This is a genomic window from Archangium gephyra (genome assembly GCF_042230915.1).
Taxonomy (GTDB): Bacteria; Myxococcota; Myxococcia; order Myxococcales; family Myxococcaceae; genus Archangium; species Archangium gephyra_B.
In genome coordinates this window covers 7,031,851-7,054,272 of the sequence record NZ_CP102578.1, presented here as the reverse complement: position 1 = coordinate 7,054,272, position 22,422 = coordinate 7,031,851, and the positions used below count along the sequence as shown (strand labels likewise).

Annotated in this window: 17 protein-coding genes; 11 read left to right on the top strand and 6 right to left on the bottom strand. The window is 70.9% G+C overall.

Annotated features, from left to right (window positions below; all coding sequences use genetic code 11):
- Positions 1–69: 69 nt before the first annotated feature.
- Genes NR798_RS27575 through NR798_RS27565 form a run of 3 tightly spaced genes read left to right on the top strand, consistent with a single transcriptional unit; the run spans position 70 to position 1,600 of the window.
- Positions 70–609, top strand: a complete 540-nt coding sequence (locus tag NR798_RS27575) for an RNA polymerase sigma factor (protein ID WP_375765487.1) — start codon at positions 70–72, stop codon at positions 607–609.
- A complete protein-coding gene (locus NR798_RS27570; protein WP_375765486.1) occupies positions 609–1,268 on the top strand; it encodes a DUF1109 domain-containing protein in 660 nt (219 codons plus the stop codon). Before NR798_RS27575 ends, NR798_RS27570 begins: the two co-directional genes overlap by 1 nt.
- Positions 1,265–1,600 (top strand): Carotenogenesis protein CarS, encoded by a 336-nt coding sequence (locus NR798_RS27565; RefSeq protein WP_375765485.1) that lies wholly within the window; start codon positions 1,265–1,267, stop codon positions 1,598–1,600. Before NR798_RS27570 ends, NR798_RS27565 begins: the two co-directional genes overlap by 4 nt.
- 12 nt (positions 1,601–1,612) lie before the next feature.
- Here NR798_RS27565 and NR798_RS27560 read toward each other — a convergent pair whose 3' ends face one another.
- From NR798_RS27560 to NR798_RS27545, 4 genes are all read right to left on the bottom strand, one after another.
- Positions 1,613–2,068 carry a putative toxin-antitoxin system toxin component, PIN family gene (locus tag NR798_RS27560; protein ID WP_375765484.1) on the bottom strand — a complete coding sequence of 152 codons (456 nt, stop codon included), beginning with the start codon at positions 2,066–2,068 and terminating at the stop codon, positions 1,613–1,615.
- Positions 2,069–2,070: 2 nt separating this feature from the next.
- Complete coding sequence (locus tag NR798_RS27555; RefSeq protein WP_375765483.1) at positions 2,071–5,433, bottom strand: protein kinase; 3,363 nt, start codon at positions 5,431–5,433, stop codon at positions 2,071–2,073.
- Between the two features lie 146 nt (positions 5,434–5,579).
- The gene (locus NR798_RS27550; protein WP_375765482.1) at positions 5,580–6,095 is read right to left on the bottom strand and encodes a hypothetical protein; all 516 of its coding nucleotides are present in this window, start codon (positions 6,093–6,095) and stop codon (positions 5,580–5,582) included.
- A gap of 38 nt (positions 6,096–6,133) precedes the next feature.
- A complete protein-coding gene (locus NR798_RS27545) occupies positions 6,134–7,675 on the bottom strand; it encodes a hypothetical protein (protein WP_375765481.1) in 1,542 nt (513 codons plus the stop codon).
- 685 nt (positions 7,676–8,360) lie between these two features.
- On the opposite strand from NR798_RS27545, the gene NR798_RS27540 reads away from it, so the two are divergent.
- Entirely contained in the window at positions 8,361–10,094 is a 1,734-nt protein-coding gene (locus NR798_RS27540) for an ELWxxDGT repeat protein (protein WP_375765480.1), read from the top strand.
- A 77-nt stretch (positions 10,095–10,171) separates the two neighbouring features.
- On the opposite strand, the gene NR798_RS27535 is transcribed toward NR798_RS27540, so the two are convergent.
- The gene (locus NR798_RS27535; RefSeq protein WP_375765479.1) at positions 10,172–11,734 is read right to left on the bottom strand and encodes a bifunctional metallophosphatase/5'-nucleotidase; all 1,563 of its coding nucleotides are present in this window, start codon (positions 11,732–11,734) and stop codon (positions 10,172–10,174) included.
- Positions 11,735–11,963: 229 nt separating this feature from the next.
- Here NR798_RS27535 and NR798_RS27530 point away from each other — a divergent pair, with 229 nt between their 5' ends.
- From NR798_RS27530 to NR798_RS27500, 7 genes are all read left to right on the top strand, one after another.
- The gene (locus NR798_RS27530) at positions 11,964–13,145 is read left to right on the top strand and encodes a hypothetical protein (protein ID WP_375765478.1); all 1,182 of its coding nucleotides are present in this window, start codon (positions 11,964–11,966) and stop codon (positions 13,143–13,145) included.
- 189 nt (positions 13,146–13,334) lie between these two features.
- Complete coding sequence (locus NR798_RS27525) at positions 13,335–14,456, top strand: polysaccharide export protein (RefSeq protein WP_375765477.1); 1,122 nt, start codon at positions 13,335–13,337, stop codon at positions 14,454–14,456.
- Positions 14,453–16,675: a polysaccharide biosynthesis tyrosine autokinase gene (locus NR798_RS27520; protein WP_375765476.1), complete on the top strand. Its 2,223-nt coding sequence runs from the start codon at positions 14,453–14,455 to the stop codon at positions 16,673–16,675. Before NR798_RS27525 ends, NR798_RS27520 begins: the two co-directional genes overlap by 4 nt.
- 21 nt (positions 16,676–16,696) lie before the next feature.
- Positions 16,697–17,926, top strand: coding sequence for an O-antigen ligase family protein (locus NR798_RS27515; RefSeq protein WP_375765475.1), 1,230 nt, complete (start codon positions 16,697–16,699; stop codon positions 17,924–17,926).
- A 1-nt stretch (position 17,927) separates the two neighbouring features.
- Positions 17,928–19,145 carry a glycosyltransferase family 4 protein gene (locus NR798_RS27510; RefSeq protein WP_375765474.1) on the top strand — a complete coding sequence of 406 codons (1,218 nt, stop codon included), beginning with the start codon at positions 17,928–17,930 and terminating at the stop codon, positions 19,143–19,145.
- A complete protein-coding gene (locus NR798_RS27505; protein WP_375773832.1) occupies positions 19,145–20,434 on the top strand; it encodes a lipopolysaccharide biosynthesis protein in 1,290 nt (429 codons plus the stop codon). The genes NR798_RS27510 and NR798_RS27505 overlap by 1 nt, the downstream gene beginning before the upstream one ends.
- Before the next feature lie 141 nt (positions 20,435–20,575).
- Entirely contained in the window at positions 20,576–21,208 is a 633-nt protein-coding gene (locus NR798_RS27500) for a sugar transferase (RefSeq protein WP_375765473.1), read from the top strand.
- A 5-nt stretch (positions 21,209–21,213) separates the two neighbouring features.
- On the opposite strand, the gene NR798_RS27495 is transcribed toward NR798_RS27500, so the two are convergent.
- Positions 21,214–22,359, bottom strand: a complete 1,146-nt coding sequence (locus NR798_RS27495; protein WP_375765472.1) for a DegT/DnrJ/EryC1/StrS family aminotransferase — start codon at positions 22,357–22,359, stop codon at positions 21,214–21,216.
- Between the last annotated feature and the right edge of the window lie 63 nt (positions 22,360–22,422).

Below are 22,422 nucleotides of genomic sequence, written 5' to 3'. Positions count from 1 at the left end.
CCGCGTCATGCCGCTTTCTTTCAAGGCCGCGGAAACGTTTTCCGGGGTGAATCGTACGTGAGTCAGGAGATGCGGAGTCCCACGGACGAAGAGCTCATGGAACGGTTCTGTGACGGTGAACACGCGGCCTTCGAGGCGCTCTTCGCCCGCCATGCCGGACGCGTGCAGGGTTTCCTGACGCGGATGGTGCGGGACGGGCCGCTCGCGGAGGATCTGCTGCAGACGACCTTCCTGTCCGTCATCCGCGCGCGGGGCCGGTACGAGCCGGGCACGCGCTTCGCTCCCTGGCTGCTGACGATCGCCGCCAACGCGGCGCGGGATGCGCTGCGCCGCCGCCAGCATGTGGAGGCCTTCTCGAAGGAGCGGGATCCCTCGCCCTCGTCGGTCCAGCCCGGCGTCGGAGATCCCGGCATGCGCAGGCGCCTCGAGGACGCGCTGCAGCAGCTGCCCCCGGACCAGCGCGAGGCGGTCATCCTCAGCAAGGTCGAGGGCTGGTCGTTCGAGGAGATCGCCTCCATGCGAGGCATCAGCGTGGGGGCGGCCCGCGTCCGGGCGCACCGTGGCTACGAGAAGCTCCGGCAGTTGCTGGAAGGACTGGAGGAGGCCTGATGCGGCCTTCCATCGACAGGTTGCTCGCGGAGGAGCTCCGCACCGACGGCGCGGTCATCGAGCGGACGCTGTCCGTGGCGCGCGAGGAGCTGGCGCGCCATCGTCCGGTGCGGCGCTGGCGCACGCAGGCCACGTGGGTGTTCGCGGCGTCGGCGGGCCTGACGGCCGTGGTGGCCGGGGTGCTGCTCGTGCTGGGGCGGACGTCCGGTGCCTTCCTGCTGAGCCGCGCGCCGCTGCTGGCCCTGCTCTGGGCCACCAGCGCCGTGTGTGCCTGGGGAGCGCTCTCTCCGCGGGGCCGCACGCTCGAGCCCTGGGGGGTGATGATGGCCCTGGCCAGCGCGGTGTCGCTCGTCCTCGCGCGGGGCCCGGCCGTGGAGGTGCCCACCCTGCCGGGTTGGGTCTGCACGGCCAGTCATGTCGGGGTGGCGCTCATTCCGCTCGTCGTGGCGGTGGCCGTTCTGCGCGGCGCCGCCTTCCGTCCCCTGCGTGCGCTCCTGGCCGGCCTGTCCGTGGGCACGACGGGGGCCTTCGTGGGAGAGCTCGCGTGCACCCAGAGCTGGCAGCACGTCCTGGGCTACCACCTGTCCGCCTGGGCGATCGCCGCCGCCGCGACGCTCGTCGTCTCCATGTCCCTCAAACCCCGGTCCTTCGCGCCATGATCCAGGATTCCTCTCTCATCGTCTTCGAGGACGTGGACGGCGCTCCGGTGCGCATCGGCGAGACGGTGAAGATCGTCAGCACCTCGGCGGATGACTCCATGAACCGGCGGTTCCTCGGCCAGGCCGGCGTCGTGGTGGCGCTGGTGTTCGATGATCCGGACCTCCAGTACCCGCATGATCCGCTCATCCAGGTGCGCGTCGGCGAGGCCGGCGAGGACCTGTTCTTCCCGGAGGAGCTCGAGCTGGCGCCGGAGTGGGCGAGGCGGCGGATCGCCGAGCTGCGGCAGTCGGTGCGGGACGCGGAGCGGCGTGAGCTGGAGCGGATGAGCTGAGCCGGCGCCCGCTCAGCGCCGCCGCAGCCGCTCCGCCATCTGCCGGGACGAGAGGATGCCGAACGGCAGCGCCTTGTTTCCGGCCATCGAGAGCACCCGCTTGTCCTTGCTCACCAGCCACGAGGCGCCCACGCGCGCGGCGAGCACGAGGAACTTCTGGTCATCCCGATCGCGGCAGCGGGGCAGGGGAGGCGGAGGCATTCCCAGCTCCCCGGGAGCCACGCGCACGAGGCTCTGGTAGCGGGCCTGGGCGGCGTGCCGGGCCGCCTCGTCCAGGGCGAAGGAGGGGTAGGCGAGGACGAGCTCCAGCTCCTTCAGCGTCTCCGCATCCGCCCAGGCGGTGACCTCGCCCGCCGTCAGGGCCTGGGCCAGGGGACGCACGGTGGGATCGTCGAACACCAGCAGGTCCAGGACCACGTTGGTGTCGAGCACCAGCGGCAGCGGTGGGGAGGAGGGGGCGTGGGACATGGTCAATGCCAGGAGACACCGGGCGTGGGGTCTTCACCCGTGACGGTCTTCATCCAGGCGCGCAGCGCATCCGCGTCCCAGGCGAGATCATCCGGCCAGAGCCGCAGCGTGCCGTCCTGGCCCGTGGAGACGAGGCTCAGGCCATCCGGGAAGAACTCCACCGAGCCCACCTGCCCGGTGTGGCCGCGCAGTGTCCGGCCCTCGCCGGTGGCCAGGTCCCACAGCCACACCGTCTTGTCGAGCCCCGCCGCGGCCAGCCGCGTCCCGTCGGGCGAGAAGGCGATGTCGCGGACCTCGCCATGAGGGCCGCGCAGCGTGGCCTGGAGCTGGCCCGTCCGGGCGTCCCAGAGCAGCAGGCGCCCATCCTTGTCGCTCCGGCTGGCCACACGCGCTCCCTCCGGGGAGAAGAGGACCTCCAGGACGCCCGCGCCGCTCGCGTCCACGCGCTGGCTCTTGCCGTCGCGCAGCTCCCAGAAGCGCAGGGTGTGATCCATGGCGCCGGTGACGAGGCGCTGCCCATCCGGGGAGAAGGCCAGGGTGCGGACGGAGTCCTCGTGGCCCGTGAGGACCTCGAAGCTTCCCGAGGCCACGTCCCACAGCCGCACCGTCCGGTCCGCGCTCGCGGAGGCGAGCCGCGAGCCCTCCGGTGAGAAGGCGAGCTGCCACACCCGCTTCCCGTGACCGCCGAGCAGCCGGCCCGTTCCGGAGCCGGGCTCCCACAAGCGCACGTCGCCGCCCTCGTCGGCCGAGGCGAGCCACCGGCCATCGCGGGAGAAGGCGAGTGCGGACACCCGGAGCGAGTGCCCCGCGAGGATGCGCTCCTGGCGCCCGGTGGAGGCCTCCCACAGGTGGACCTGGCCATCGGGCGCGCTGGCGGCCAGCCACCGGCCATCCGGGGAGAAGGCCAGCGCGGCCACGTTGAAACCGCTCACCTCCCGGAGCGCCATGCCCGAGGCCGCGTCGAGGAGGCGCAGCTCCCCGTTCGAGGACAGGGAGGCCAGCCGCCGGCCATCGGGAGAGAGCGCCAGGGAGAGCTGCGTCGCTCGAAGGGTCGAGAGGACGCGATGCGTCTCCGCCTCCACGGAGAACAGGCGCAGCTGTCCATCGGCGCTGGCCACGGCCAGCCGGCGGCTGTCGGGGGAGAAGAGGACGGGGTTGGTGTGTTCCAGGGCCCCGCGCAGGATGCGGACCTCGCGCGTGGAGAGGTCCCAGAGGCGCGAGGTGCGGTCCGCGCTGCCGGAGGCCAGCCAGCGTCCGTCCGGGGAGGCGCACAGGCTGCTGATCCGTCCCTCGTGGCCCTGCAACTCCGTCAGCTGGCCGGTGGTGGTCTCCCAGAGCCGCACGGACCCATCCAGCCCGCCGAGTGCCAGCGTCGTGCTGCCCGGGATGACGACGAGCGCCGTGAGGGTGCCCAGGCCTCGCGCGAGCAGCCGCCCCTTTCCACCCCCAGGCTCCCAGACGTACAGGTCTCCGGAGCTGCTGCCCGTGAAGAGCCTGCCGTCCGGAGCGAACGCGTCCGCCCAGACGATCCCCGCCTCCTTCACGGGCTGGAAGGTGCCTCGCACCAGGTTCCCGATCGCCGACTCGGAGGCCTGGGCGTTGTGGCCGCGCACGAAGACATGCTCCCCGTCCGGCGAGGGGAGGAGCTCGTCGATTCCCCTGACGCCCGTGTGGAACGTCCGCGCCGCGCCCGTCCGCAGGTCCCACAGGTGCAGCACGTCGTCCGTACGGCTCGCGGCGATCAGACACGGGTCCGCACAGCCGACGGCCACCGCGGAGATGGGACCGGACAGGGTCGCGAACAGCTTGCCCTCGCCCGTCTCCAGGTCCCACTCGCGCAGCGTGCCGTCCTTGCCGCTGGTGATGAGCCGGCGGCCGCCGGGGAGCAGCTGGATCCGCCAGACCTCGTCGGTGTGTCCGGAGAGGATCCGGCTCTCGCCCCGCTCCAGGTCCCAGACGCGCAGCGTGTGGTCGTCGCTGCTGGAGAGCAGGGACCTGCCATCGCGGGTGAAGGCGGTGTCGTTGATGGCCTGCGTGTGGCCCCGCAGCGCGGGGGCGAAGCCATGGGTCCGGGCATTGGCGGCGATGGTCCGCACCTGGCTCCACCGCTCGAAGCCGGGCGAGAGCTTCTGGAGCCAGGCGATGGCTTCGTTGGGATCCTTGCCCACGGTGTCGCGGGCCCGCATCAACAGGAGCTCGTCGGTCTGCGCCCGCGCCTGCTGCTGCGCCTGGTGCGCGAGATCCCTCTCGGCCAGGACACGGCGGAAGCTCACCACGCCCACGGTGGCGAGCAGGACCAGGGCCACCCCCGTGACCGCCATCGCGGCCCGGTAGCGCTGGACGAAGCGGCGCAACAGCTCCATCCGCGAGTAGTGGTAGGCCCCGACGATCTGTCCCGTCTGGAAACGCCGCAGGTCCTCGGCCAGCTCGCGCGCGGTGGCGTAGCGCCCGGCGGGGTCGCGCGCCATGGCCTTGGTGACGATGGCCAGCAGATCCACCGGGATGTGCTTCTGGCGCTCGGAGAGCGGCGGCGGCGGACCGCCCACCACGCGTTGCAGCACCTGCTCCGAGGTCTTCCCCTCATAGGGACGGGTGCCGGCCAGCAGGTGGTAGAGGATGGCGCCCAGCGCGTACACGTCGGCGCGCTCGTCCACGGGCTGGCCCGCGGCCTGTTCCGGCGGCATGTACGCCGGCGTTCCCATCACCGTGCCCACCCGCGTGAGTCCACTGTCCACGGCGGCCGCGGTGGAAGGCGAGGCCTCGCCGCTGGACTCGGCGCCGTGCTCGCGCGAGAGATCCTTGGCCAGGCCCCAGTCGATGACCACCGTCTCGCCGAAGTCGCCCACCAGCACGTTGGCGGGCTTGAGGTCGCGGTGGATGATGCGCTCGGAGTGCGCGTAGGCCATGGCCTCGGCCACCGCGAGCACGTGCGGCAGCAGCGCCAGCCGCTCCTTCAGTGTCTTTCGCTCGGAGATGACGTCCGCCAGCGAGCGGCCGGACACCAGCTTCATGGAGTAGAAGGGGTCGCCTCCGGGCCAGCGCCCCGCCTCGTACACGGGCACGATGGCGGGGTGTTGCAGGCGCGCGGTGACGAGCGCCTCGGCCACGAAGCGCGGCTCGGTGCCGCGGGCGGGCGCGAGCATCTCCTTGAGGGCCACGGGCCGGTCCAGCCGCAGGTCCCTGGCGCGCAGGATGCGGCCGATGCCGCCGCGGGCCAGCTCTCCGGTGATGGCGTAGCGGGATGGGTCCACCACCGGCAGCGGCCCCTGGGAAGGGCCCTCCGCGCCCGTGCGCCGGGCGGTGAGCACGGTGGTGCTGGTTCCCGCCTCGGATTCCTCCGGCACGCCGCCGGGCTGGACGGTCATGGTGCTGTCGGTCCCGTCTCGGCTCCCGTCTCCGCTCATGGCTGCCGCCAGTCTACGGCAAGAGGTTGCCCTTGGCTCCACCCGGCCAGGATGCGCCTGCTTCCCCGCCTGTCATGGCGGGTGGGCGCATCCCGGGCCGGGAGCGGCTACTGCGGATCGACGGGCATGACCTTGATGCGCTCGCCGTTGGCGCCCTCGGCCTTGGTGGCGTTGGAGGAGCGCTGTGCGTCCGTGGGGGTGCCGATCGCGAAGGTCGAGACCCGCGTGCGCTGGGCGCCCTTGAACTCACCGGACACGGAGACGACCAGGTGGGAGCGGCCGGCGCCCCGCGTGAAGGCCACGTCGTAGCTGGCCGTCGTGGCCTGCGGGAAGCTGGCGCCGTCGGCGAGCGTCGGCTGGCTGGTGACCGTCAGCCCATCCAGGCCATGCACGCTCACCCGGACGCCGGTGGCCGGGGCGTCGAAGCGCACGGTGACCCGGGCGGATGACTGCTCGAGCTGGGCGTTCACCACCACTGGGGCCTCCATCTTTCCATGCACGGCCTGCTCCGTCGTGGCGGCGGAGTTGGCCGAGGGCGGGGTGGACTTCGCCGCGGAGGAACAGGCCGTCAATGCCAGCAGCGCGAAGAAGCCCGGAAGGACTGCGAAGGACATGCGATTCATGTGTGCTCCTGAAGTCATTGTCGAAGGGCCGGACGCCATCACGGGCTCGTGATGGAGATGGAGATGCCGTAGCCGCCGTCCGTCTCCTTGAAGCCCGTCACCACCAGGACGTAGATCGCGTTGTTCTGGGTGGTGAGGCTGACGGACTCGGTGCCGCTGGTGGTCTTGTCCGAGCCGCCCAGGACGTCGCCCTGCTGGTAGAGCGTGAGGGCCACGTCGTACGTGGAATTCACCGAGGCGGTGACGCGCGAGCCATTGCCCACGAACACGTAGTACTGGTTCTGGTACCACGTGTTGTACTCGTAGCCGCCGTCGAGCGTGAGCGTGCCGTTGTACGGGTACGAGCCCACGCTGAAGTACATGGGGAACATCCGCGAGTCGCCCTCGCCCCAGATGGAGGTGATGGGGCCGATGTTGTAACGGGAGAGCAGCGTGTTCACCGCGGCCGAGTCCACGCCCGGCTGCTCCTTGAGGGCGGTGATGAACGAGGCGATGGTCGTCATCGAGGGCGTGGTCTTCTGCAGGCCCGCCAGGGCGTCGTAGAAGGGGCCCAGCCCGACCGAGACCTTGTCGTACGACGACTCGTTCGTGCCGGAGTCGTAGAGGTCATAGAGGAGCCGGTGCACGCTCGCCTCGGAGAACACCCCGGGAGTGGGATCATCGGTGTCCAGCGGCTCGGTCTCGGCGTCGATGCCAAAGGCCGTCAGCGACCCACCGGAGCCGGACCAGACCGTGTCGACATACAGGGACTCGGGCAGGAGGATGGCCGCGATGGCGTTGCCGTAGCCCTCGCCAAAGGCGATGCGCGGATCCAGCACGTCACCCCGGCCGTGCGGGCCTCCGGGGCTGTCCGAGCGCGACAGGTTGTTCTCGAAGTAGTGACCCCACTCGTGGACGATGACGTGGCTGTCGAACTCGTCGGTGTCCGCGCCCGCCTTGCCGAGGATGTAGATTTCATTCTCGGCCGGGGAGAAGTGCGAGGTGCTGATGAATCCGCTCGCCTTGTCGCCGCCCTGGGGAACGTTGTCCGGGCTCCAGTTCACCTTGAGCGCGGGGAAGGAAACGGGGCGGACCGCCATGAAGGCCTTGGCGGCGGTGTACATGGAGTCGAGCACGGCGAAGGGGGCCGCCACGCGGCGGGTCGCGTCGTAGGCACTGCCCGTCCAGCCGTGGCCGGCGTGCAGGCTCAGCGTCGTGCCGGACTCGGACTCGGCGTCGGTGCCGGACAGCTTGGCGCCCATCGCCCAGATCGCGTTGCCGTCCGTGTTGTCCTCGACCTGGATCTGCGGGCTGCTCGTCTTCGCGAGCACCTGGACCGAGAGCTCTCCGGAGTCGTCCTCGGGTATGTAGACGAGCCGGTAATTGCCCTGCTCGTCGGTGTTGGTCGTGGCGATGACCCCCGAGCCCTGCCGCAACTGGACGACCGCGTTGCGCACGGGCCGCTTGGAGGCCTGGGCGAAGGCGAGCGTTCCCGTGCCCGTCGTGGCCGAGTAGGTGGCCGGGACGAAGTCGTACGTCACCTTGCCGCTGATGCTCCGCTGGTCCCCACCGGGGCACCCCGCCGCCAGGGCGGCGAGCATGGCGAGTATCGGTACACGCCGGATGAGGCGTGTCGAAGCCCTGCTGAACATGTGCATGCTGTTTCCCCCGCTGCCTTTCATGGCAACCAGACTGGGCCCGGGTTTCCCGTGCTGCTGTCAGGAATGAGACGGACGCGTTGAACCCCGGGGCGTACCATCCTCCCGCACCGTGGCGCAAGCCGGGCCCGGTCCGCCGGTAGGCGAGCGTCACCGGCGTGCGCCAATGACAAGCATCCCAGGCACTTGACTGTTTCCGCCTCATTCCCTCGGGAAATGAGCTGTGCAGCACAGAAACCCTCTCTCGTCCTGGAGCGCGGGTTGTCGTGCTGTAGCGGATGCACAGAGTACGGCCCCCCTCTCATCCGCTCCTCAGACAGGAAGGTGGACCATGCGTCGGTACTGGACCGGTGTGTCTTCACTGCTATGCATCAGCGCCCTGGCCGCGGCGGGCGCACCGCTCACTGCCGCCGCGCTGGACTCTACTCCCGTTCCCTCGGCGGATCCCGCCGCCTGCCGCCCGGTCACCCTGGTCAAGGGCATCGCCGCCGGTGGTGCCAGCTCCTTCCCGGACTATGACGTCCAGCCGCCCATCGTCCTGGGCAAGACGGCCTTCTTCGCCGCCAACGATGGGACGAGCGGTCTGGAGCTCTGGCGGAGCCGGGGAGGGGAGTCGGACACGGAGCGGGTGGCGGATGTCTTCCCGGGCTCGACGGGCTCGGATCCGCGGTCGCTGACCGTGGCCGGCAACTCGCTCTTCTTCACCGCCAAGGGCGAGGGCCTGGGCCGCGAGTTGTGGAAGACGGATGGGACGGCCGAGGGCACCGTGCTCGTGAAGGATCTCCGTCCTGGCCCCGAGGACTCGGGCATCACCTCGCTGACGGCGCTGGAGGGCACGCTGTTCTTCGTCGCCGATGACGGCGTCCACGGCCCCGAGCTGTGGAAGAGCGACGGCACGCCGGAGGGCACGGTGCTGGTGAAGGATCTCGTCCCCGGTACCGGAGGCGCGGGCATCACCTCGCTGGCCGTGCTGCGGAACGCGCTCTATTTCGCGGCCGATGGCGGGCCCCACGAGGCCGAGCTGTGGAAGAGCGATGGCACGGAGGCGGGCACCGAGCGCGTCGCGGCCGTCCGGGTCATCGAGAGTGATCCCGGCGAGCAGATCATCCAGGGTCTGACGGTGGCCGGTGACACGCTCTACTTCTTCGCCGGGTCGCCCTATGCGAGCCAGTGGGATCTCTGGAAGAGCGACGGCTCGGCGCCGGGGACGGCGCGGGTCAAGAGCCTGGGCCGGAGCTCCTCCGATGATTACGGCGCGGCGCCCGCGTCGCTGACGTCCACGGGCGGGCAGGTCTTCTTCGTGTCGGGGGCGAGCGGCTCGCTGTGGCGCAGCGATGGCACGACGGACGGCACGTACGTCGTCAAGGAGTCCAGCAACGCCCGCTTCCTGACGAACCTGAATGGCCAGCTGATCTTCACCGCCTGGGACGAAGCGAGCGGGTTCGAGCTGTGGCGGAGCAATGGAACGGTGGCCGGCACGGCGCTGATCGAGGACATCAATCCCGGCCGTGAAAGCGCGGCGCCCTTCTGGCTGACCGTGGTGGACGGCAAGGTGCTGTTCAGCGCGCAGACCGCGGCGGAGGGGCGTGAGCTCTGGTCGACGGATGGGACCCAGGACGGCACGGTGCTGCTCCACGACATCGTCCCCGGCCCTGGCTCCTCGGAGCCCTCCTGGCTCACCCCGGTGGGCCCGCGCGTCTTCTTCATCACCGACGATGGCACCGATGGCGCCGAGCCCTGGGCTCTCAATGACTGCACCCCGCCGGGGCTCGTCTGCCCGTCCCGGGTGTACATGGAGGCCAAGGGTCCGGCGGGCGCGCCCGTGACGTATGCGAGCGCCACGGCGAGCGACAACAAGCCCGCGCTCCCGAGCATCACCTACAGCAAGCTCTCCGGCAGCGACTTCCCGCTCGGCAACACCGCGGTCTTCGCCACGGCGACGGACGAGTCCGGCAACTCCACCACCTGCTCGTTCCAGGTGGTGGTCAGCGACACCACCGCGCCCCGGCTCACCTGCCCGCGTGACATGGAGGTCTGGCGCAAGTTCCGCTACGGCTCCAAGGTGGACTTCGCGGCGGAGGCCACCGACGCCGTCTCCAAGCCGTCCATCACCTACGATCCCGCGCCCGGCAGTGACTTCGTGGTGGGTAACACCAAGGTCCGTGTCACCGCCTCCGACACGTTCGGCAACGTCTCGCGCTGCTCGTTCGACGTGAAGGTGCGGCGGGAGTACGAGCCGCGGGGTGACGGCGGCTGCGGCTGCGGCGTGTCCTCGCCCGGGGTGCTCTCCGGCTGGGCGCTGCTGACGGCCGTGTCCATGCTGGCCGGGCGCCGCCGCAAGTCCGGTGGCTCGAGCAAGTAGGCGGCAACGGCTGGAAACACGAGGGCCCGGTACCTCTCAGGGAGGAACCGGGCCCCGTGGCCTGCGCGGACGGCGGATTACTTGATCAGCTTGTCCAGCGGCTTGGCGTCGGTGGTGCCCTTCTCCTTGGTCCAGTCGATGACGGGCGTCTGCCACGACATGCCCGTCTCGCCCGGCTCCGGGTCCAGCTTCTCGAACTCGAAGCCGTCACCGCCGAAGTAGAGGTACTCGATCGTCGCGACCTTGTACTCCTTCTTCGGATCCAGCGGCTTGCCCTTGGCGTCCTTGAAGCCCTTCCCGGCGGGCGTGAAGCCCGAGTACACCGCCTCGGGGTTGGCGAGCTGACGGGCCAGGTCCGAGCCCTTCACCTCCACCACCATCACCGAGTTCTCGAACGGCAGCACCGAGTACACGCTGCCCTTGGTCACCTTGCCCGCGGGCAGGCCCTCGCGGAAGCCCTTGCGGTTGAGCACCACCGCGTCCGTGCCCACCTGCTCGCGGATGGCCGTCGTCACCCAGCTGGCCAGCTGCTTGGAGTCCTTCTCCATGGCCTTCTTCGTGACGCCGATCTCCTCGCCCAGGGCCTGATCCAGCTTGGCCTTGAAGTCGGCGATCATCTTCGCGGTGTCGGCGTCCGCGGCCGGCGCGCCCTCGCCGCCCGTCACGTCCACCATCGTCACCTCCACGCCCGTCACCTGCTCACCCTCGGGCTTGGAGGCGTCATAGGTGTAGGCGGCGCGCAGGTACTTGTCGAAGCCCCGGCCCAGCGACACGTAGGTGGTGTTGCCCTCCTTCGTGTTCACCGGCTGGGCGCAGCGGCCACCGGCCACCAGCGACACCTTCCACTCGGGGTGCTTGCTCAGCACGGCCTGCAGATCGCTCGGGCACTCGTCCGCCAGCACCACCACCGTGTCCGCGCCGGCCTTCTGGGCCTCGCCCACCGCGTCCGTCAGCGCCTGCTCGTCGGAGAGGACCTCGAGGCCCTCGGCGCGCCCGGCCATGGCCGTGGCCACCGTCTTGGGCGACGTCAGGCCCACCACGCCAATCTTCAGGCCCTGGCGATCGAACACCTTGAAGCCCGGCAGATCCCAGTCCTTGGCCAGCGCCGCGTCCTTCACCTTCAGGTTGGCCGCCAGGAAGGGGAAGCCGCCCGTCTTGAGGTTCTTCTGGAACTGCTGGCGCCCGTAGTCCAGCTCGTGGTTGCCCAGGGCGGAGGCGGCGAAGCCCATGCGGCCCATCACCGCCGACGTCGTCTCTCCGTAGAAGAAGGAGGAGAGGGCCGGCCCGTTCCACGCATCGCCGATGGTCAGCGCCAGCGTCGAGGCGTCCTTGCAGGGCGCCTGGCCGTCCTTGACCTGGCCGGGGCAGTGCTTCTCCTTGGCGGCCCACCAGCCGAGCAGCTCCGCCGCGCCGGTGGTCGGCTTCTCACCCTCGGCGGCAGGGGTGGGCAGCAGCTGGCCATTGGGGCTACCGGTGACGAGCACCGTCACCGTGGTGGGCTTGGGGGCGGCCGGCTGGGCCGCGGGGGCCTGCGCCGGCTGCGCGGGCGGGGTTTCCTGTGCGGAATTCTTCTCGCAGCCGGTGAGGGCGCCCAGGAGGGCGAAGGTCACCACACCGTTGATAACGGACTCTCGACGCATGAGGGCTCCGAATTCGTTGGCGATACGACCGCGCGAATACCACAGCTCCCCCCCTGGGTCGCCAAAAAGGGCACCCCCACCGCCCCAGGCCCCTCGTGCTAGCGTTCCGCGTGTGTCGAATCGCCAGAAGGACGCCCTGCCTCCTCTAGAGGAGCCGCGGGGTGGGGGGAGTCTCCAGCCCGGACCGGCCACCGCTCGCGAACAGTGGCTCGCGGTGGTGTGGGACGACGTGCGTCGTGGCGCCGGACACTTCCAGCAGCGGAGTGTTCCGTTGCCAGTGAACCGGCTGAGGCAGCTCGTCCACGGCTTCTGCCTGCCGTTCCATCTGTTGCGGACCCTCTGGGAGGACCGGGCGCTGAGGCGGCGCTACCTGGCGGTGGGCGTGCTCCAGGTGGTGGCCATCGTCGGGCTGGCGGTGGCGTTCACGGGCTCGGGCAAGGAGTTCGTGGAGTCGGTCGGGCCCGAGGAGTGGACGGAGCAGCATCAGGAGGAGGTTCAGCGCGAGGTGGCGGAGGCGCAGGAACAGGCGCAGGCCGCGGTGGAGGAGGCCGAGGCCCGGATGAAGCGGGCGCGCCAGCTCCAGAAGGCGGCGGAGAGCGCGGCGGTGCTCGCCGGGCTGGCGGGCGCGGACCAGGAGAAGGTGCGGGCCGCGGTGGAGCAGGCCCTGAAGGAGGCCCAGGCGGCCGAGGAGAGCCGGCGGGCGGCGCGGGACGCCGCGAAAGCCGTGGCCACGAAGGCCGAGGGCGTGGAGAGGAAGCGCACCGTCCACTGGGCCGTCTATTGGGCGGCGCTGCTGTCCTCGCTGCAGATCGCCCAGTGGATCGTCATCGCCCTGTCGCGCGACTTCCACACGGAGCTCGAGCGCGAGGTGAGCCTGCGCTCCGGACTGGCGCCGGAGGACGAGCCGCTCACCCCGCGCATCCGGCTCGACCTGCCGTGGCTGCGCCGCAAGATGAAGCAGCGCTGGCGGGGCCTGGTGGTGTGGGGGTTTGGCGCCGTCGTGCTCTGGGCCGTCACGCTGTTCCTGCCCGCGAGGGACGCGCTGCTCTCCGTGCTGATGTTCGTCTGGGTCGCCTGGTGGTTCGTGGTCTTCACCGCGGGCAAGAGCGCCCTGGCCTGGCAGGAGCAGAATCCGCGCGAGCCCTGGTTCCTGCGCGGCTGGAACCGGCTGACGTCGATCCTTCCGCCGCTGGGGATCTACGGCTCGCTGTGGACGAACAGCACGCGCGAGGTGTTCTCCCCGGCCGCCAGCGTGGAGCGCCGGCCGTGGAGCCTCGTGGGGCTCGCGGTGGCGCGGGCGCTCTCGGCGCTGCCGCTGGTGAAGTGCTTCCTGCGCCCCCTCATCCCCGTGGCCGCCGCCCATCTGCTGGCCGCCGGGGAGCCCGTTCAGGGGGAGGGCAGTCCCCGGTAGGCCACCCGCGGGATTGCCACGGCGGGAGGCACACGCCCCGGAGGGCAGGTGATCTGTTGTCCGGGCCCTGCCTCCTATTTCCTTCCGGACACCCGCACGCTCGCGGGTTTGCGAGGGCTCCCCCGGCTCGGAAGAATCCGGCGGCCTCGAGGTCATGCTCGAAGGCGCTGGAAGGATCCGGGGGGGTGGATGAAGCGCGTCCTGCTATTGGCCGCGGTGCTGTGCCTGAGTGCCTGCGCGTGGGGCCCTGGCATGTCCATGGACGAAGGCGCCTTCCGGAAGCGATACGCCGGGAAGGCGGACGCGGGCACCGGCGACGCGTTCGAGATCATCCCGATCGACGCGGAGCTGCTGAGCAGGCAGCTGGCGGAGCGGGAGCAGACGCGGCCCGCACCGCGGCAGGATCCGCTGGCGGCGGCCGCGGCGGACTATGACTACCGGGTGACGGCCCACGACGTGCTGAGCGTCATCGTCTGGGATCATCCCGAGCTCACCATCCCAGCGGGCGAGTTCCGGTCCGCCGAGGCCACGGGCCACCCGGTGGCGGCCGATGGGACGATGTTCTTCCCACACGTGGGCGTCATCCCTGTCGCGGGCAAGACGCTGCGGGAGATCCGCGAGCTGCTGACGAAGGGGCTGGCGCCGGTCATCGAGCGGCCGCAGCTCGACGTGCGCGTGGTGGGCTTCCGGGGGCAGAAAGTCCAGGTCACCGGGGAGGTGCTCGCCCCCGGCAGCATCCCCATCACGGATGTCCCCCTCCGGGTGCAGGACGCCATCAGCCAGGCGAAGGGACCCACCGCCGAGGCCGACCTGCGCGGCGTGACGCTCACCCGGGGCGGCCAGACGTTCACCCTGGATCTGCAGGCGCTCCACGAGCAGGGCGATATCAGCCAGAACTGGCTCCTCCAGGATGGAGACATCCTCCACGTCTCCGACCGGAGCCGGAACAAGGTCTTCGTCCTCGGCGAGGTCCGCAAGCCTTCCTCGCGCCTCATGGTGAAGGGCCGGATGACACTCGCGGAGGCGATTGGCGACAGCGAGGGCTTCGAGCCCGTCACCTCCAACCCGGCCAGGCTCTATGTCATCCGCGGCAGCTTCGACCGGCCCACCATCTACAAGCTCGATGCGAGCTCGCCCGACGCGCTGCTGCTCGCGACGCAGTTCCAGCTTCAGCCACATGACGTCGTGTTCGTCTCGGCGCACGAGTTGACACGCTGGAACCGCATCATCAGTCAGATCCAGCCAACAGTTCAGCTGCTCTGGCAGGCAGTAGATACCGGCAACAGAGCGATCATTATCCAGCCTCCATGACGAGCTCCTCCAGCCGCAAGGTGCCCGACCGCTCCGGCCAGGGATCGCCAACCGACGAGCTCGACCTGGGCCGTCACCTGGCCATCCTGATCGAGCACCGCGGCTCGATCATCGCGGCGGTCGTCCTGTCGCTCATGGTGGGGGCCGTGTACATGACCTCCACGACGCCCGTGTACCGCGCCAATGCCGTGCTCCAGCTCGAGGAGAAGGTCAGCCGCCTGGGGGCACTGGACGAGCTGCTCGCGGACGGGTCCAGGCAGGCCTCCACCGAGATCGAGGTCCTCAGCTCGCGGGCGCTGCTGGGGAGGGTCGTCGACGAGCTGCGGTTGGATGTGGTGGCCAGGCCCCGGTACTTCCCGGTGCTGGGCGCGGCGTTGGCCCGCGACCACAAGGGACCGGGCCTCGCCGAGCCCCGGTGGTACCTGGACCAGTTCGCCTGGGGGGGTGAGCGCCTCCGGGTGGATCAGGTGAGCGTGCCGCCGGAGCTGGAGGACGTCCCCCTCACGCTCGTCGCCGGGGAGGCCGGTGCGTACGCGCTGCTCGGCCCGGACTCCACCCCTCTGCTCAGCGGGCGCGCCGGCACACCCGCCACGGCGCCACCGGGCTCGCCCTGGCGGGTGGAGCTGCTCGTCTCCGAGCTCGAGGCCCGCCCGGGGACGCAGTTCCAGGTGACGCGGCGCTCCCGCCTCGAGGTGGTGGAGGAGCTCCAGCGCGCGCTGCGCCTGAGCGAGAAGGGCACCAACACCGGCGTCCTCACCGCGGCCCTCGAGGGGGAGGATCCCGCGGGGATCTCCGCGACACTCCGGGCCATCGCGAGCCACTATGTCCGCCAGAACGTCGAGCACCGGAGCGAGGAGGCGGAGCGGACGCTGGTGTTCCTCGACAGCCAGTTGCCCGGCCTGCGCGAGGAGCTGGAGCGAGCGGAGGCGGCCCTGAGCACCCACCGCGCGGGCCAGGGCATCGTCGATCTCGGGATGGAGACCCAGGCGCTCCTGAACCGGAGCGTGGACCTGGAGAAGTCGATCTCGGCGCTCGTGCTCGAGCGCTCCGAGCTGCGGCAGCGCTTCACCGACAAGCACCCGGTGCTCACCGCCACCAGCCGCAAGCTGGCGCGGCTGCGGGCCGACCGGAGCGCCCTCAACGCCCAGATCAAGGGCCTGCCGGCCGCGGAGCTGAAGTCGGCTCAGCTCATGCGGGACGTGAAGGTGGCCACCGAGCTGTACCTCCAGCTCAACAACAAGGCCCAGGAGTACCGGGTGCTGAAGTCGAGCATCGTCGGCCACGCGCGCATTCTCGACGAGCCCGTGGTGACCCGCGCGCCGGTGCGCCCCAACAAACCGGGGGTGCTCGCGGTGAGCCTCGTGCTGGGGCTGACGCTCGGCGTCGCACACGCCTTCACCCGGCAGGCGCTCCGCAAGGGCGTCTCGGCTCCCGCCGCGGTCGAGGCGGAGCTCGGGGTGCCGGTCTATGCCACCATTCCCCTCGGCGGGGGGGCCTCGCGCCGGAGCCGCTGGAAGCGGGCTTCGGAGCGCGGGCTGTTCCCCATCCTGGCGGAGACCCAGCCGCGTGACCTGGTCGTCGAGAGCCTGCGAGGCCTGCGGACCCGCCTGCTGCTCTCGCTGAAGGACGCGCCCAACAACGTCATCTCCCTCACTGGGCCGAGCCCCGGGGTGGGCAAGTCCTTCGTCTCCGTCAACCTCGCCTGGGTGCTGGCGGACTGTGGCAAGCGTGTCCTGCTGGTGGACGCCAACCTGCGCGGGGGCTGGCTCCACCGCTGTTTCCAGGCCGAGCGCTCCCATGGCCTCTCCGAGGTCCTCGCGGGGACGGCCGAGCTGGAACAGGCCATCCTGCCGGTTCCGGGACGGAGCCTGTCCTTCCTGGCCGCCGGCGCCCTGCCGCCCAACCCCGCCGAACTGCTGCTGAGCGACAGGTTCACGGAGCTCGTGGCGCGGATGTCGGCCGGGTACGACCTCGTCCTCTTCGACACGCCGCCCATCCTGGCGGTGACCGACGCGGCGCTCGTGGGCCGGCATGCGGGCGTGAACCTCGCCGTGGTGCGCGCGGGCGCCCACCCGATGGGCGAGGTGGCCGCGGCCCTGGGCCGGCTCGAGCAGAACGGCGTCCGCGTCCAGGGAATCATCTTCAACGGAGTCCCGCGCTCATCGGCGGGACGCGCCGTGAGCGGCATCTACCAGTACGAGTACCCGGCCGGGCGCTGAGCGCGGGATTGGAGCCACCTCATGAGATGGATCCGATGCGCGGGACTGGGCGTCATCGCCGCGCTCTACGTGCTCTCGGGCCGTTGGGGACTGCAACGGCTGGCCTCCTCCGACAGCCTCGAGCCGAACCCGTTCCTGGAGCTGCGGCTGTGGATCGTCATGGGCGGGCTGATGCTCGCGTCGGTGGGGCTGGTGCACCGCGCCCACCGCCCGGCGAGCCCGGGGGAGACCCGGTTGGATCTCCGGCTGTTGATCGCGCTGGTGGTGTTCTTCGGCTACCTGGGCGTCAGCACGTTCTGGGCACCCGACACGGGCCTGGCGCTGTGGAAGCTCTACGAGCTGGTCCTGGCCGGCGTGATGAGCGTGGGCTTCGGGCTCGCCGCGCTCCGCCAACCCGCGGAGCGGGTGCTGGATGCCTTCTGGACCGTGGTGGTCACGGCCACGGGGTTGATGGCACTCGCCGGGGTGGGCCAACTGGTGGGAGGCGGGGGCGGCGCGCGGCTGGCCGTGCTGGGGGGCGGACCGAACGTCTTCGCCCGGCTCATGGGGCTGCTCGCGCTCGGCGCCATGTACTTCTGGTACCGGCGCGGGCGGGCCTGGTTCTGGATTCCGACGGCGGCCACCGGGGTGATCCTCGCGCTGCTCACCGGCTCACGGGGTGGGGCGCTCGCCATCCTCGCGGGCCTGCTCACCTTCCTCGTGGTGCAACGTGTGCCGCTGCGTCGGCTCGCCCTCCTGTCGCTGCTCGCCACGGCCGCCGTCGTGGTGGCGGCCACGCTCTCGCCCCTGGGCAAGGCGCTGGACCGCTCCCTGGAGGAGCGCTTCCTCAAGCTGACCCTGAAGTACGAGGGGAGCGGTGACTCGGAGAGCAAGGTGTACCTGTCGGGCCGCGAGACCCTGTATGCCGCCGCGTACGAGCTCGGGCTGGACAACCCGGTGGCGGGGGCGGGGCTCGCGGCCTTCCCGGCGCTCGGGCTGGGCGTCTACCCCCACAACCTCTTCCTCGAGGTGTTCTGCGAGGGTGGGGCGCTGGGGCTGCTGTTCCTCGGGTGGGCCCTGCTCGTCTTCTCGCGCTCGGCACTCCGGGAGCGCCGCGGCCTGGATGGAGCCACCGTCGGCGCGGTGATGTTGGTGCTGCTCGGCAGCCAGTCCAGCGGGGACCTCTACGACAGCCGGTCCCTGTTCCTGTTGATGGTGATGTCCTCGTGTACCTCGGCCGTCGTCCGTCCCGCTGTCCCTGGAGCCAGCTGACATGAAGATCATCTACCTCCACCAATACTTCACCACGCCCGAGATGCGCGGCGGGACCCGCTCCTACGAGCTGGCCCGCCGTCTGGTCGCGATGGGACACGAGGTGCACATGGTGACCTCGGACACCCAGCCTGGCTGGGACACGCGGGGCTGGCGTGAGACGAACGAGAGCGGCATCCAGGTGCACTGGCTCCCGGTGGCCTATTCCAACTCGATGGCGTACGCGGACCGGATGCGCGCCTTCGGCCACTTCGCCGTCAACTCCGCGCGCCGGGCGATGCAGCTCTCCGGCGACGTGGTCTTCGCGACGAGCACGCCGCTGACCATCGCCATCCCCGGGCTCTTCGCCTCGCGCTGGAACAGCAGGCCCATGGTCTTCGAGGTGAGGGATCTCTGGCCCGCCATCCCCATCGCGGTGGGCGCCCTCAAGAGCCGCCCCGCCATCTTCGCCGCCCAGCTGCTCGAGCGGGCCGCCTACACGGGGGCGGCACACATCGTCGCGCTCTCGCCGGGGATGAAGGCCGGGGTGGAGGCTGCGGGCGTATCTCCGGAGAAGATCACCGTCATCCCCAACCTCTGCGACCCGGACCGCTTCCAGGTCCCGGCCTCGGCGGGCGCGGAGTTCCGGCGGAAATACCCCTGGCTCGGGGAGCGGCCCATGGTGCTGTACGCCGGAACCCTGGGCCTGGTGAATGATGTCGGCTACCTCGTGCGGCTGGCGGCGGACATGCTGAAGCGCGACCCCGAGGTGCGCTTCGTCATCATGGGGCAGGGACGGGAGGAGACGGCCCTGCACACGCTCGCGGAGCAGCTCGGCGTGCGCGACCGCAACCTCTTCTTCCTTCCCACCGTCCCCAAGGCGGAGATGCCCGCGGTGCTCTCCGCGGCCAGCATCTCCACCTCGCTCGTCACCGACATGCCGGTCATGCGGGACAACTCCGCCAACAAGTTCTTCGACGCGCTCGCCGCCAGCCGGCCCATCGCGCTCAACCACGGTGGCTGGCAGACGGAGCTCATGGAGCGGGAGCAGTTCGGCCTGTACCTGCCTCCCAGGGACGTCTCCGCGGCGGCGGCGCTGTTGGCGGACAAGCTCCGGGACTCCCGCTGGCTCGCCGAGGCGGGGGCGCGGGCGGGGCGGCTCGGCCGGGAGCGGTTCTCCGCGGACTCCGCGGCCCTCCGGCTGGCCGAGGTGCTGCGGCACGCGGTGGGCAGGGCGTGATGCGGCGGTCGGTGGGGGGCAACTTCGCGTGGACGCTCGCGGCCGGGCTCATCTACGCGCTCGCCCAGTGGGGAGTGCTGGTGGCCTGCGCCCGGCTGGGCACCATGGAGCAGCTGGGCGAGTTCTCCCTCGGCCTGGCCATCACCGCCCCGGTGATGCTCCTGGCGCGGATGAACCTGCGCACCCTCCAGGCCACCGACGCCCGGAGCGCCTACGGCTTCGAGCACTACCTGGGATTGATGGTGCTCAACGTGCTCGGAGGCGTGCTGCTGTGCTGCGCCATCTCCCTGATGGGGTACCCGGTGCGCGCCACCCTCGTCATCGTGCTGCTGGCCGTGGCCAAGGGCTTCGAGGCCCTCAGCGAGGTGTTCTACGGGGCCCTGCAGAAGGCCGAGCGGCTGGTGCTCATCGCCCGGTCGATCATCGCCAAGAGCGTGCTCTCCGTGGTGCTGGTGGTGCTCGCGCTGAAGGCCACGGGGAGCACGGCCGTCGCGGCGGCCGCCCTGGCGCTCTCCTGGGCCGTCGTGCTCTTCCTGTTCGACACGCCCGCGTACCGGCGCGAGTTCGGAGGCGCACGGCCCTGGGCCCAACTGGGGCGGATGCGCTGGCGCACCGAGGGCATACGCCTCAAGAGCCTGTGGGGGCTCGCCTACGCGCTCGGCATCACCGCGCTGCTGGGCTCGCTGCGCCCCAATGTCCCCCGCTACCTGCTGGAAGCCCGGTTCGGCCAGGCCGAGCTGGGCATGTACGCCGCGCTTGCTTACTTCACGGCGCTGGGAGGCCGGGTGGTCCATGCGCTCGGGCAGGTGGTGAGCCCCCGGCTGGGGCGCTACCACGCGGCGGGGGATCAGCGCCGCTTCGGCCGCTCGCTCGCTGTCTTCACGGGAGGGGCGGCGCTGGTGGGGGTCTGCGCCATCGCCGGTGCGGTGGTGCTCGGACGCTGGGCGCTGACGCTCTTCTATGGGGCCGCCTACGCGAGCAACCTGTCGCTGTTCGTCTGGCTCATGGCGGCCGCCGCGCTGGAGTACGTGTGCGTGAGCCTGCAGATCGGCCTCACGGCGGCGCGGGAGCTGAAGGCGCAGGCGCTGATGCTCGCCGTGTCGGTGGTGGTGGTGGCGCTGGGCAGCGCGTGGTGGGTGCCCCGGGCGGGGCCCGTGGGGGCGGCGTGGGCCCTGGCGCTGGGCTGGCTCGTCGAGCTGGGCGTCAGCGCGTGGCTCACCCTGCGCGCCTGGAGGCGCCTCGGACTCCAGGGCCTCCAGGCGGCACCCGCGGCGGACGTGGCACCCTGAGGCGGGTGGGGTGCTCGGCCGCCGACACATGGCTGCGGCCCGGGGGGGAGTGGTGGGGCGCGGGGGGCGGCCCCTACGTTCCCGCACGCTCGCGAAGGCGCCTGCCGTCTTCGACGGGCCCGGACGCTGGAGCGCGAACACATGCACAGACAGGCTGGAGCGGGGCTGTTCCTCAAGAAGTGCATCGACCGGCTGACCGCGGCCGTGGGGCTGGTGATCTTCTCCCCTGTGATGGCCGCCACGGCGGTGGGGGTGTGGGCCACGATGGGGAGACCCATCTTCTTCCGCCAGGTGCGCCCGGGCCGAGGAGGAAGGACGTTCCAGTTGGTGAAGTTCCGCACCATGCGGGAGGCGACGGATGCCCAGGGCAATGTGCTCCCCGACGCGCAGCGCCTCACGCGTACCGGGAAGTTCCTGCGCGCGGCGAGCCTGGACGAGCTGCCGCAGCTGTGGAACGTGCTGCGGGGAGACATGAGCCTGGTGGGACCGCGCCCGCTGCTGGTGGAGTACCTGCCGCGCTACTCCGCCGAGCAGGCGCGGCGCCACGACGTGCTCCCGGGCATCACCGGCTGGGCCCAGGTGAACGGGCGCAACGCCCTGGGCTGGAAGGAGCGCTTCCAGCACGACGTCTGGTACGTGGACAACTGGAGCCTGGTCCTGGACGCGAAGATCCTCGGGCTGACGTTGCTGCGCGTCGTGCAGCGCCAGGGCATCTCCCACGCGGGAGACGCGACGATGTTCAAGTTCCTCGGCGACGCCGCGTCACCCGAATGAGCGGCTCAGCGGCCCGTGCGCCGGCCATGGTGGACGGCCCGCACCACCTCCACCACCCGCCCCAGGTCGTTCGTGGTGAGGTTGGAGCCGGACGGCAGGCAGAGCCCGTTCCGGAACAGCTCCTCCGCGACACCGCCTCCCCGCCGCGCGAACGAGGCGAAGACGGGCTGCAGGTGCATGGGCTTCCACACGGGCCGGGCCTCGATGTTCTCCCGCTCGAGCGCGAGCCGCACCACCTCCCGGTCCGCGCCGAAGTGCGCCGGATCGATCGTCAGCGCCGTCAGCCAGCGGGTGTGGCGCCCCCAGGGGGCCTCGGGCATGAAGGAGAGGCCCGGCATCTCCGCGAGGGCGCTCGCGTAGAGCTCGTAGTTCCTGCGCCGCGCGGCGACCCGGTCCTCCAGCACCCGCAGCTGCCCGCGGCCGATCGCGGCCAGCACGTTGCTGAGGCGGTAGTTGTAGCCAATCTCCGAGTGCTGGTAGTGCGGCGCGGGATCTCTCGCCTGGGTGGCGAGCTTGAGCGCGTGTTGGACGAGGGCCTCGTCGGGCGACACCAGCATGCCTCCGCCCGAGGTGGTGATGATCTTGTTGCCATTGAAGGAGTAGATGCCGGCGCGGCCCAGCGTGCCCGGGACACGCCCCTTGTAGGTGCTCCCCAGGGCCTCGGCCGCGTCCTCCACGACGGGCACGCCGTAGCGCTCGCAGGCGGCCAGGATGGGGTCCATGTCGGCGCTCTGTCCGTAGAGGTGGACCACGACGACGGCCCGCGGCAGCCGCCCGGAGCGGGCGCGTGCCTCCAACTCCTCGCTCAACAGGGAGGGATCCATGTTCCAGGAGGTGCGCTCGCTGTCGATGAAGACGGGCGTGGCCCCCAGGTAGCGGATGGGGTTCACCGTGGCCGAGAAGGTGAGGGTGCTCACCAGCACCTCGTCTCCGGGAGAGACGCCCACCAGTTGCAGGGCGAGGTGCAGCGCGGCCGTACCGGAGCTCAACGCGAGCGCGTGCGGTGCCCCGGTGCAACGGGAGAACTCCGCCTGGAACGCATCGACGTGCGGGCCCAGCGGAGCGATCCAGTTGCTCGCGAACGCCTCGTCCACGTAGCCGCGCTCGTAAGGGCCCAGGTGGGGCGAGGACAGGTAGATGCGCTGGGACATGCGGGCTCCTGGTTGGAGGCCGGGCTCCGCACCCGGCACGCCCAGGAGCCTGCTCACCATCCC